General features: G+C 66.2%; 8 protein-coding genes. 2 read left to right on the top strand and 6 right to left on the bottom strand.

All coding sequences use genetic code 11. The annotated features are described in order from the left end of the window. Positions 1-10: 10 nt before the first annotated feature. The 3 genes from FDW84_RS05015 to tkt are packed head-to-tail and all read right to left on the bottom strand — an operon-like array spanning position 11 to position 4,914. The gene (locus tag FDW84_RS05015; RefSeq protein WP_138607132.1) at positions 11-1,645 is read right to left on the bottom strand and encodes a glucose-6-phosphate isomerase; all 1,635 of its coding nucleotides are present in this window, start codon (positions 1,643-1,645) and stop codon (positions 11-13) included. Positions 1,646-1,651: 6 nt separating this feature from the next. Then, entirely contained in the window at positions 1,652-2,767 is a 1,116-nt protein-coding gene (tal, locus tag FDW84_RS05010; protein WP_138607130.1) for a transaldolase, read from the bottom strand. 29 nt (positions 2,768-2,796) lie between these two features. Continuing rightward, positions 2,797-4,914: a transketolase gene (gene tkt / locus FDW84_RS05005; RefSeq protein WP_138607243.1), complete on the bottom strand. Its 2,118-nt coding sequence runs from the start codon at positions 4,912-4,914 to the stop codon at positions 2,797-2,799. 510 nt (positions 4,915-5,424) lie between these two features. Here tkt and FDW84_RS05000 point away from each other — a divergent pair. Both FDW84_RS05000 and FDW84_RS04995 read left to right on the top strand, forming a co-directional pair. Further along, on the top strand, positions 5,425-6,384 hold the full coding sequence (locus tag FDW84_RS05000; RefSeq protein WP_138607241.1) for a heme o synthase: 960 nt from the start codon (positions 5,425-5,427) through the stop codon (positions 6,382-6,384). A 179-nt stretch (positions 6,385-6,563) separates the two neighbouring features. Further along, positions 6,564-8,915, top strand: a complete 2,352-nt coding sequence (locus FDW84_RS04995; protein ID WP_138607128.1) for a SulP family inorganic anion transporter — start codon at positions 6,564-6,566, stop codon at positions 8,913-8,915. A gap of 114 nt (positions 8,916-9,029) precedes the next feature. Here the strand turns inward: FDW84_RS04995 and FDW84_RS04990 are convergent, their stop codons facing one another. From FDW84_RS04990 to FDW84_RS04980, 3 genes are read right to left on the bottom strand one after another with little or no spacing between them, the layout of a single operon-like run. Next, positions 9,030-9,974 carry a COX15/CtaA family protein gene (locus FDW84_RS04990; protein WP_138607126.1) on the bottom strand — a complete coding sequence of 315 codons (945 nt, stop codon included), beginning with the start codon at positions 9,972-9,974 and terminating at the stop codon, positions 9,030-9,032. A 7-nt stretch (positions 9,975-9,981) separates the two neighbouring features. Further along, a complete protein-coding gene (locus FDW84_RS04985) occupies positions 9,982-10,785 on the bottom strand; it encodes an ABC transporter permease (RefSeq protein WP_138607124.1) in 804 nt (267 codons plus the stop codon). Beyond that, a complete protein-coding gene (locus FDW84_RS04980; protein WP_138607122.1) occupies positions 10,782-11,750 on the bottom strand; it encodes an ABC transporter ATP-binding protein in 969 nt (322 codons plus the stop codon). The genes FDW84_RS04985 and FDW84_RS04980 overlap by 4 nt, the downstream gene beginning before the upstream one ends. Between the last annotated feature and the right edge of the window lie 57 nt (positions 11,751-11,807).

Here is an 11,807-nt window from a genome sequence, read left to right as displayed (position 1 = left end):
GCTCTGTGCCCTAGCTTTCGGTAACGGTGGCTGACCTGGCGGACAGGGCAGCGATGATGTCCTGCAACTGTGCCACACCGGCGGCCCGGTCGGTCAGGTGCAGGCGCAGCACGGGCCGGCCGTGCTCGCTCAGGACCTGCGCGTCGCCGGCAGCCTGTGCGGCGATCAGCTGCCCAAAGGTGAAGGGACGGTCCGGGATGGCAAGGTCTTCCGCCGCGTCGGCAGTGACCTGCAGGAACACACCAATCGCGGGCCCGCCCTTGTGGAACTGGCCAGTGGAGTGCAGGAAGCGGGGGCCCCAGCCGAACGTCACCGGACGACCGGTGACAGCTGCCAGCTCGTCACGGACGCTTTCGAGCTGCGCAAAGGCAAGCCGGTCGAAGTAGGCCTGGACGCTGAGGTAGCTGTCCGGCAGGAGGGTCCCCAGCAGGGCACGGATAGCCTCTTCGGCGGTGGCGGCTTCGCCCAGCCAGTCGCCGCCGCGGACCTCAATGGCTCCATCGACGAACGCCGCCGGGGTGGGCTCGGGCCGGGCGTCCAGAAGTCCGCGGGCGGCCACCTTTGCGGCCTCTACGTCGGGCTGGTCAAAGGGGTTGATCCCCAGCAGGCGTCCGGCCACGGCAGTGGCGAATTCCCATACCATCATCTGGGTGGGCAGTCCGCCGGCGACCGCAACCTCGTTTTCACCGAGCTCGACGTCGGCGTCCGCGGCAACCAGGCGCACCACCAGGACGTCCGGGGCTCCGGACGTGACTTCCGGGGCGGCCGGACCGGCGACCACCGGCAGAACACCGGTTCCCAGCTTGCCGGTGGACTCGGCGATGAGCTGCTCGGCCCAGTCGGCAAAGCCGACGATCCCCGAGCCGTCCTCGGCAATGATGATCTTGTTGCGCAGGGGATTTGTTCCGCCCAGTGCGGTTCCCAGTGCAAGCCCGATGTTCTCGGGTGCGTCATCGTTAAGGATTTCCGCTGCTTCCTCGGCCTCGTCGAGGAAAGCCTGGATGTCCACGCCCGCCAGGCCGGAAGGCACCAGGCCGAAGGCGGTCAGGGCCGAGAAGCGGCCGCCGACGTTAGGATCGGCGTTGAAGACGGCGCGGTATCCGGAATCGCGGGAGGCTTTGTCCAGCGGGGAGCCCGGATCGGTGACAATGATGATCCGGCTTGCGGCATCGATGCCGGCGTCAGCGAATGCCTTTTCGAAGACCCTCCGCTGGGAGTCCGTTTCCACGGTGGAGCCGGACTTGGACGAGACAACAATGGCGGTCTCCGCAAGCCGGTCCGCCAGGGCAGCACGGACCTGGTCAGGGTCCGTGCTGTCCAGCACAGTCAGCTCGACGCCGGCGGTACCTGCAATAACCTCCGGAGCCAGCGAGGATCCGCCCATGCCGCACAGGACGATACGGGTAACGCCTTCAGCCCTCAGGGCGTCGCGGAGTTCCAGGATGTCCTTGACCAGGGGCTGGGAGACCGTGGCAGCTTCCACCCAGCCGAGGCGGATGGCGGACTCGGCCGCGGCATCGGAACCCCACAGGGTGTGGTCCTTGGCGAAGATCCGGGTGGCAATGCGGTCCTCCACCAGTGAGGGGAGGTGCTGTTCCAGGGCCTGCTGTGCGGCTCCTGTGGCGTCGTAGCTGAGTGTGCTCATGGTTGGTTAGGAAGCCTTCCGTGCGGCGGCAAGGGCACCTTCGACGTCGCCCAGCAGCTCCTTCCAGCTGGCCACGAACTTGTCCAGGCCTTCGGTTTCGAGGAGTGCGACGACCTCGTTGTAGGAGACGCCCAGCTTTTCCAGGGCGTCCAGGGTGCTGTTGGCTTCGGTGTAGGTGCCGGTGATGGTGTCACCGGTGACCACGCCGTGGTCGAAGGTGGCGTCCAGCGTCTTCTCGGGCATGGTGTTGACCACGCCGCGGGCGACGAGCTCGGTGACGTAGAGGGTGTCCGGGTAGGCGGGGTCCTTCACGCCGGTGGAGGCCCACAGGGGGCGCTGGGGGAGTGCGCCGGACTCGGCCAGCAATGCCCAGCGTTCGGTGGCGAAGAGCTCTTCGTACACCTGGTAGGCCAGGCGGGCGTTGGCCAGGCCGGCCTTGCCCTTGAGGGCGAGGGCCTCGTCGGTGCCGATCGCGGTCAGGCGCTTGTCGATCTCGGAGTCCACGCGGGAGACGAAGAAGGAGGCCACGGAGTGGATCTTCGAGAGGTCGTGGCCGTTTTCCTTGGCCTGCTCCAGTCCGGACTGGAAGGCGTTGATGACCGCGCGGTAGCGCTGGAGGGAAAAGATCAGGGTCACGTTGACGCTGATGCCCTCTGCCAGGGTTGCTGTTATCGCCTCAAGGCCCTCGAGGGTCGCCGGGATCTTGATCAGGACGTTGTCCTTGTTGACCCGCTTGTACAGGTGCTTGGCTTCGGCGATGGTGCCGGCGGTGTCCCAGGCCAGGCGCGGGTCCACCTCGATGGACACACGCCCGTCCACGCCGTTGGTGGCTGCTGCCACGGGGGCGAACAGGTCGCAGGCGTCGGCGACGTCGGTGGTGGTGATCTCGAAGATGGTGTCCTCGATGCTGGCACCAGCGGCGGCCTGCTTCGCGATGGTGGCGTCGTAGTCCGTGCCGGCGGTGATAGCGGCGTGGAAGATCGACGGGTTGGTGGTCACACCGACCACGTTCTTCTCTTCGATGAGCTTGGCCAGGGTGCCAGTTTCCAGGCGTCCGCGGGAAAGGTCATCAAGCCAGATGGAAACTCCGGCGTCGGAGAGCTGCTGGGTGGGAGTAGTCATTGTTTTTATCTCCTGGGAAATTTTGGTGGTTAGGCCTGGAGGCCTGCGAGGGAGTCCTTGGCGGCCGCTGCTACTGCTTCTGCGGTGATGCCGAACTCCTGGAAGAGGCGCTTGTAGTCAGCGGAAGCGCCGTAGTGCTCGAGGCTGACGGAGCGGCCGGCATCGCCGACGAATTCCCTCCAGCCCAGGGCCAGTCCGGCCTCTACCGACACACGTGCCTTGACGGCGGCGGGCAGGACGGACTCGCGGTATGCGGCGTCCTGCTTGTTGAACCATTCGACGCAGGGCATGGAGACGACGCGGGCGGCGATGCCTTCGGCCTGCAGGGTTTCGCGGGCCTTCACGGCCAGCTGGACCTCGGAGCCGGTGGCGATCAGGATGATGTCGGCCGGGACGGTCGCGCCGTCCTTGGAGGCCTCGGCCAGCACGTAGCCGCCCTTGGCCACACCGGCGGTGGAGGCGAACGTGTCGCCGCTGGCTTCGCCGTTGCCGCGCTCCCAGGTGGGGATGTTCTGGCGGGTCAGGACGATACCGGCCGGGTTGGCGTGGTTTTCCAGCATGGTCTTCCAGGCCGCCGCGACTTCGTTGGCGTCACCGGGACGAACCACGTCCAGGCCAACGATGGCGCGCAGCGAGGCGAGCTGTTCCACCGGCTGGTGGGTGGGGCCGTCCTCGCCCAGGCCGATGGAGTCGTGCGTCCACACGTACAGGGACGGAACACCCATCAGCGCGCCAAGGCGGATGGCCGGGCGCTGGTAGTCGGAGAAGATCAGGAACGTACCGGAGAAGGCCCGGGTCCGGCCGTGCAGGGCGATGCCGTTCACGATCGACGCGGCGGCGTGCTCGCGGATGCCGAAGTGCAGCACCCGGCCGTACGGGTTGCCGGACCAGGCATCGGTCTGCTTGGAGGCCGGAACAAACGACGGCGATCCTTCGATCGTGGTGTTGTTCGATTCTGCGAGGTCAGCGGAACCGCCCCACAGTTCGGGAAGGACCGGGCCGAGGGCGTTCAGGACCTTGCCGGAGGCGGCGCGGGTGGAGACGTCCTTGCCGGCGGGGAACACCGGAAGGGCAGCCTCGACGCCCTCGGGCAGTTCCTTGGCCTCGATGCGCTGCAGCAGGGCCGCGCCTTCGGGGTTAGCGGCCTGCCAGGCGTTGAAGGCCTCTTCCCATTCCTTCCGGGCGGCAGCGCCGCGGTCCACCACGGAGCGGGCGTGGGCCAGGACTTCCTGGTCCACCTCGAAGGACTTGGCCGGATCGAAGCCCAGAACTTCCTTCAGTGCTGCCACTTCCTCGGCACCGAGGGCGGAACCGTGGATCTTGCCGGTGTTCTGCTTCTTCGGGGCCGGGTAGCCGATGATGGTGCGCAGCGAGACGATGGAGGGCTTGGACGTCTCGGCCTTGGCCGCGAGCAGGGCCGAGTACAGCTCCTGGACGTCTTCCTTGTATTCACCGGTCTTGGTCCAGTCCACGCGCTGGACGTGCCAGCCGTACGCCTCGTAGCGCTTAAGGACATCCTCGGTGAAGGCAATGTCGGTGTCGTCCTCGATGGAGATGTGGTTCTCATCGTAGACAACAACAAGGTTGCCCAGCTCCTGGTGGCCGGCCAGCGACGAAGCTTCGGCCGTGACACCTTCCTGGAGGTCGCCGTCGGACGCGATGACCCAGATGGTGTGGTCGAACGGGCTCTCACCGGCGGCAGCATCGGCGTCGAACAGGCCGCGCATGCGGCGCTGCGAATACGCAAAGCCCACCGAGGAGGCCAGGCCCTGGCCGAGGGGGCCGGTGGTGATCTCGACGCCGGCGGTGTGCTTGTACTCCGGGTGGCCCGGAGTCAGCGAGCCCCACGTGCGCAGCGCCTCCAGGTCCTTCAGCTCCAGGCCGTAGCCCGCGAGGAACAGCTGGATGTAAAGGGTCAGCGACGTGTGCCCGGGGGAGAGGACGAACCGGTCACGGCCCAGCCACTCAGGATCACGGGGGTCATGGCGCATCAGCTTCTGGAACAGAAGGTACGCGGCCGGGGCCAGGCTCATCGCCGTTCCCGGGTGCCCGTTGCCCACCTTCTCCACAGCATCCGCTGCCAGGACGCGGATGGTGTCCACCGCGCGCTGGTCAAGGCTGGTCCAGGACAGTTCTTGCTCTTCCAAATGTGGCACGAAAACCGGGCCCCTCTCTGTGCTGATGGCAGGCGGCACACCGGGTCCGTGTAAAGGCACGCTGTGTGGCGCCCGCTGCGGTGTGTACCAGCCGTTCACCATCGAAACGTTGATCTTTGTCACTCAGCCACGAGCCAACTGGAATGCGTTTTCCAATGCGTTCTTGCTGCGTGCTGATCTGGTGACAGCTTAGCTCTATTCCATGTTTCGGGCGGCGCAAATCTCACGTTGTGGACGCAATTTCCGCTTTTGTGAACGGGTCTGAAGTGAGGCTGAGTTAATCTGCTCGAATCGGCGCGCGAGCGATCATGAGCACCAAAACGGCGGAAGGTGGGAGGGGTTGGGCGCGGTATGATATTCGGAGGCCAGCGCCGGGTGCGGAGTCCTCATAGCCACCCGGAACTCCCGGCTGTTGCGTGGATCACTGCTTCGCCGGCGCCCGGTTGGGACGGAGCCGTATTGACACAGCTGGACAGCCAGACACAACTGCCGACAGAACGGATGACTGCCACCGTGAGCACAACAGATATGCCGCTGAAAGCATCCCGGGCACCACGGCCCGGGTTTGCCCGTAAGGCAAAGGCGTATCTCGCCCTCACCAAGCCACGCGTCATCGAACTGCTTCTGGTCAGCACGCTGCCCACCATGATCTATGCGGAGCGCGGCTTTCCCTCGATCGGGCTCATCCTGGCCACGCTGATTGGCGGCGCGTTCGCGGCCGGCAGTGCCGGAGCCTTCAACTGTTACATTGACCGCGACATCGACAAGCTGATGCATCGGACCGAAAACCGTCCGCTTGTTACCGGCGAGGTCACGCCGCGCGAAGCGCTGGTCTTCTCCTGGCTTTTGGGGGCAGCGGCCATTGCCATCCTTTGGTTCGGGGCCAACCCCCTGTCTGCCTGGCTGGGACTCGGCGCGATCTTCTTCTATGTGGTGATCTACACGATCATCCTGAAGCGGCGCACTGCGCAGAACATCGTGTGGGGCGGCGCGGCAGGTTGCTTCCCCGTCCTGATCGCCTGGGCCGCTGTCACCAACTCGGTGGAATGGCCGGCAATCATCCTGTTCATGGTGATCTTCCTCTGGACGCCGCCGCACTACTGGCCGTTGTCCATGCGGTACGGCGAGGATTACCGCAACGCCAAGGTTCCGATGCTCGGTGCCATTGCAGGAGCCAAGGTTGTTTCCGTTCAGGTGGTGCTCTACGCGTGGGCCATGGTGGCGTGCTCGCTGCTGATGGTTCCCGCAGGCGGAGCGGGTTGGGTCTACACCGTCACCGCAGTTCTTGCAGGTGCCTGGTTCCTCTATGAGTCGCACGCGCTGTACAACCGTGCGCAGCGTGAGGATGTTCCGGACAAGCGGGCCATGAAGGTCTTCCACGGCTCCATCAGCTACCTCACACTGCTGTTCATTGCCTTGGCTGTTGACCCGTTCGTCGGATCAGCCATCATGCCGGGCTAGCTTCCGATCGTTCTAAACAGCCCCTCCCGGCCTGCCCGGGAGGGGCTTATTGCTGTCCGCAGGCACCTCTCACGACTGCGGACATGACAAATAGTGTCATATCAGTCACTTAACCCGTCACTGCTCGTGACCAGCCCGTTATTCTGGGACCGATCCTGCCCGCAAGCAAAAGGAAACCCATGGCCCAGGCACACGATCCAGCCACCGTACAGTTCCCCAGCCACAGCCCGCCGCCGCAGCGGGGCCCTAAAGAACGCTCCTTGAGATTCCGCCGCCCAGCGGTCCTGCGACACTTGGGGCAGGACGTCCCCGCCTCACTGGTCGTCTTCCTGGTAGCGCTGCCCCTGTCGCTGGGCATTGCTGCCGCTTCGGGTGCCCCCATTATGGCCGGCCTGATCGCCGCTGCAGTAGGCGGCATCGTGGCAGGAAGCCTGGGCGGTTCGTCGCTCCAGGTCAGCGGGCCCGCTGCCGGACTGACCGTCATCGTGGCAGGACTGGTGGATGAATTTGGCTGGCAGGTGACCTGCCTGATCACCGCGGCGGCGGGCGTCGTCCAGCTCCTGCTCGGGATCAGCCGCGTGGGGCGGGCAGCTTTGGCCGTCTCGCCGGTGGTGGTCAAGGCGATGTTGGCCGGCATCGGCATCACCATCATCCTGCAGCAGCTCCAGGTCCTGCTGGGCGCCAGCCCTTCCGGTTCCGCGCTTGAAAATATCGCTGCACTTCCGGCGGCCATCACCAACGTCGAACTGCATGCCGCTTTGTTGGGGCTTGCCGTCGTCGCCATCCTGCTCGGCTGGAAGCACCTGCCTGCCGCTGTGCGACGGATCCCGGGTCCGCTGGCCGCCGTGGCCGCGGGCACCGGCTTGTCCGTGGCATTTGCTCCGGCGGTTGAGCGGATTTCCTTCAGCGGGTCGATTTTCGACGCCGTTGCCCTGCCGCAACTGCCTGACGGAAACTGGCAGGCGGCCGCCTTCGCCGTGCTGTCGATGGCACTGATCGCCAGCATCGAATCCCTGCTTTCCGCCGTCGCCGTGGACAAGATGCAGAACGGCCCCCGCACCAACCTCAACCGCGAGCTCGTGGGGCAGGGGGCAGCCAACATCGTCTCCGGTTCCCTGGGCGGGCTGCCCGTAACCGGCGTCATTGTCCGCAGCGCCACCAACGTGGAGGCGGGGGCAGCCACCAGGGCATCAGCTGTCCTGCACGGCATCTGGGTCCTTGCCTTCTCCGCCCTCTTCGCGGGCCTGATCCAGCTCATTCCGCTGTCCGTCCTGGCAGGGCTCCTCGTGGTCATCGGAGCGAGGCTCATCAAGATCGCGGACATCAGGACGAGCCTGCGCACCGGGGATCTGCTGATCTACGCCGCCACGCTGCTCTGCGTGGTGTTCCTCAACCTGCTCGAAGGCGTGGTGATCGGGCTGGCGCTGGCCGCGGCCAGCGTGCTGTGGCGCGTGTTGCGGGCGGCGATGCAGGCACATCCGCCCGTCTCGCCGTCGGACCCCTGGCGGGTGACCATCGCCGGCTCCTGCAGCTTCTTCGCCCTGCCCCGGCTTAACCGCGTTCTGCACTCGGTCCCGGACGGCATGCGCACGGTGGTGGAGCTGAACGCCGACTACCTGGACCATGCCTTCCGAGAAGCGTTGCTGGCCTGGCAGCACCAGTATGAGGCGGCCGGCGGCAGGGTCTGCCTCGAAGAACACGGAAACACCCTCTTCCGGCTTGCAGCCCACCAGGCACCGAAACGGCAGGAGGCCCGGGAACTTCCGCTACCGCCCAGGACCTCCTGGCTTCCCCCGGCGGAAGCGCCGGAACCTGCAGGCGGCCAGGCAGAAAAGGACGGGGCCCCGCTGCAGCCGGTCCTGCTGGGCATCGACAAGTACCACCGGCGCTTCGCCGAGCAGGTGCGTCCGCTGGTGCACGACCTGGCGAACGGCCAAAATCCGGATGCCCTGTTCGTAGCGTGCGTGGATTCCCGCGTTAATCCCAACCTGATCACCAGCAGTGGCCCAGGCGACATGCTGACCTTACGCAACATAGGCAACGTGGTGTGCCACGACGGACAGGACGCCTCGATCGACTCCGCCCTCTCCTTCGCCGTGAAGGGACTGGAGGTGGAATCGATAGTGATCTGCGGGCACTCCAACTGCGGTGCCATGAAGGTCCTCCTGGATGATGCGGACGGCAAGGGCCATGGCGCCTTGGGGCCGGGCTTCGACGCGTGGCTGGACCACGCCCGGCCCAGCTACCGCGAGCTGCTGGCCGGACATCCGGTGGCCCAGGCGGCAGCGGACGCCGGCTTCTGCAGGGTGGACCAGCTCAGCATGGTCAACGTCGCCGTGCAGCTTGGCAAGCTGGAAGCCCACCCGGTGGTGGGCCCGGCACTTGCCTCGGGCAGCATCCAGGCAACCGGCCTTTTCTATGACATCGCCACGGCGCGCGTGGTGCTGGTGCATTCCTCGGGGATCGACTTCCTGGATCCGGAACACGCCGCAGCACGCTCTGGCGCTTCCGCTCCTGCGACGGCAGGCTGAGCAGAAACTGCTGCTGCAGCACAAAGCGCTCCGATTCACAGATGAACCGGGGCGCTTTGTGCTGTAGGGACTGGGGTGGGCTGGCCGCGTGCAGGCTGCCCCACATGGTCTGGACTACTCCGTGGGGCTCGACCGGGCGATGTCCCAGGCATTGGTTGCAGCTACCATCAGCAGCGCGGCCCCAAGCATGTGCGCAGCCACCAGCAGGGCAGGAATGCCGTTGTAGTACTGGGTGAAACCGATGACAGCCTGCAGTACCGTCACGCCGAGCAATCCCAGGACGGCGGTGCGGATGGGACCGGTAATACGGCGCAGGAGCACCAGTGCCAAGGCCACCGCCGTTCCTGCCGTTATGAGGTACGCAGGCACTGCATGGATGTGGGAGAAGAGGTCCCAGTCCAGGCCATTCCGGGGGGCGTCCGCGTCGCCGGCGTGCGGACCGGCACCGGTGACCACTACACCCAGCATCACCGCAAGGACAGAAAAAAGCGCGACGGCGGCGGTCACCGGACGCATGACGCCCGGCAGGGCGGGGTGCCGGACAGCCATAAACCGGCCTGTCCTGCCGAAGGCCCGGTTCACGAGGAGCGTGGCGAACACCACCAGGGACATGGACACCAGGAAGTGCAGCCCCACCACCCACGGGTTGAGGTTGGTCAGGACCGTGATGCCGCCAATGACGGCCTGGGCCGGGATGCTCGCCAGGAGCCCAAGCGCAAGAAGGAAGAGGTCCCTGCGCTCCCTGCGGAGGTTCCACAGGTACACCAGCATGAGGGCGGCCACCGCGGCCAGGGCAAAGGTAAGCAGCCTGTTGCCGAACTCGATGAAGCCGTGGATTCCCATCTCCGGCGTGTTGACCAGCGACGTGTCGGTGCAGCGCGGCCACGTGGGGCAGCCCAGGCCGGACGAGGTCAGGCGGACGGCCCCGCCAGTGACCACCAGCACGGTCTGGCCAATCAGGGACGCGACAGCGAGCCGCCGGATCCTGGTGTCCACGGTCCGAGGCAGCCTGGAAACCAGGCGGCCGGCCAGCTGGGGAAGGCGTGACGCCGTGCTCACGATTCTCTCAATTCCACTTGAACCAACGGATGGCTGCCGCTCCGGCCAGGAGGGCCCAGAGCAGCAGGATGAAGGCGGCGCCGAAATCGACGGCACCGTTAAGGAATGCTTCGCGCAGGGACCCGCCCAACGCACCCGAGGGCAGGAAGCCCACTGCCGGCTGCGCAGCTGCGGGCAGCTTGTCAGCGGGGATCACGATGCCTCCGAGCGCGCCAAGGAGGATCCACAGGAGGTTAGTGATGGCAAGCGTGGCCTCCGGCCGGACGGTGCCGGCCACCAGCAGCCCAAGGGCAGTGAAGGCGGCTGCGCCCAGCACCAGGAAGGCCAGGCCGGGAAGCCAGCCCGCCGCTGTCGGCTGCCAGCCCAGGGCAAGCGCAACAGCGGAGACCACTGCCACCTGGATGCAGAGGACAGCCAGGACCGAGATCACCTTGCCGGCGATAAGCCCGCCGCGGCCCAGGGGAGTGGTTGAAAGGAAGCGGAGCACGCCGTAGCGGCGATCGAAACCGGTGGCGATGCCCTGCCCGGTGAACGCCGTCGACATGGCGCACAGGGCAAGGATGCCGGGCACCGCCACGTTGATCCGGCTGGCTCCCATTCCATCCAGGAACGGCGTCACTGTCAGGCCGACGAGTGCAAGCAAGGGTAGAACAACGGCAAGAATCAATTGCTCGCCGTTGCGCAACATTGCGAGGGCCTCGTACCTGCCCTGCAGCAGTACGCGCTTCAGCAGCGCGGCAGGCTGCTGTCCGGCTGTTCCGGCGTGGCCGGATGCTGCAGCGGCGGCAGCGCCCGCAGGTGTCCGGGTCATCGAATGTCCTTTCCCGAAATATCCAGAAAGACGTCTTCAAGGCTACGCGCCTGCAGGCTCATTGAGCCGGGCATGATGTTGTGGGCTTCCCACCATGCCGCCAGGGTTGCGAGGTGGGCAGGCGTCAGTGGACCTGTGACTTCGTAACTGCCGGCCCGGGTTTCGGCGACGTCGACGCCGTCCGGGAGCACCCTGGAAAGGTCGAGCCCGGCCGGTGCCTCGAACACCAGCGTCCTGATGTGCTCCGCCCCGGCTTCTACCTCCGGGGCGCGCTGCAGCAGTTCCGGCACCGTGCCCTCGGCAACGTTCCGGCCGCCGTCGATGATGTAGACATAGTCCGCCAGGCGCTGCGCGTCATCCATGAGGTGCGTAGTGAGGATGATCCCCATTCCGTCGTCACGGAGCTCGGAGATCAGGTCGAAGACCAGCTGGCGGGACTGGGGGTCCAGGCCGGCGCTCGGCTCGTCCAGGAAAAGGACTTCGGGTTTGCCGATCAGGGCCGCAGCCAGCGCGAGCCGTTGCTTCTGGCCTCCGGAGAGCCTGCGTACGGTGGTCCTGCCGAAGGTGTCGATGCCAAGGCGCCCCGCCAGCTCGTCCACGTTCCAGGGCCGGGCGTAGAGGCCGGCGATGTGCCGCAGCAGCGGAAGGGGCCGGGCCGACGGCGGGAGCCCGCCGTCCTGCAGCATCACGCCGACGCGGGAGCGCAAGCCAGCCCCTGCCGTTGCGGGGTCGTGGCCGAGCAGGGAGATGCTGCCGCCGCTGCTTTTCTGCAGGCCCTGCGCGCATTCGAGGGTGGTGGTTTTGCCAGCGCCGTTTGCTCCCAGCAGGGCCGTGACCTGCCCGCGCTCGGCAATGAGTGAGATGCCGCTTACCACCCGAAGCATCTTGCCGTCCATACTGGACAGCGGACCCACGTCCTTAACGAGCCCGTTAATGGACAGGACAGGGGACTGGGGCGATCGCACCCCAGTATTCTACGGGATGTAGTATTTTCGTCCGTCCCCAGGGCGGGAGGCAGGTCA

The organism is Pseudarthrobacter sp. NamE5 (assembly GCF_005796225.1).
In the GTDB taxonomy this organism is placed as follows: Bacteria; Actinomycetota; Actinomycetes; order Actinomycetales; family Micrococcaceae; genus Arthrobacter.
This window is presented reverse-complemented; position numbering and strand designations above follow the sequence as displayed.

Bases quoted from the DNA above. Each gene is read 5' to 3' on its own strand.
- FDW84_RS05015 (WP_138607132.1), bottom strand. From the start codon at position 1,645: ATGAGCACACTCAGCTACGACGCCACAGGAGCCGCACAGCAGGCCCTG.
- tal (WP_138607130.1), bottom strand. From the start codon at position 2,767: ATGACTACTCCCACCCAGCAGCTCTCCGACGCCGGAGTTTCCATCTGG.
- FDW84_RS05000 (WP_138607241.1), top strand. From the start codon at position 5,425: ATGACTGCCACCGTGAGCACAACAGATATGCCGCTGAAAGCATCCCGG.
- FDW84_RS04995 (WP_138607128.1), top strand. From the start codon at position 6,564: ATGGCCCAGGCACACGATCCAGCCACCGTACAGTTCCCCAGCCACAGC.
- FDW84_RS04985 (WP_138607124.1), bottom strand. From the start codon at position 10,785: ATGACCCGGACACCTGCGGGCGCTGCCGCCGCTGCAGCATCCGGCCAC.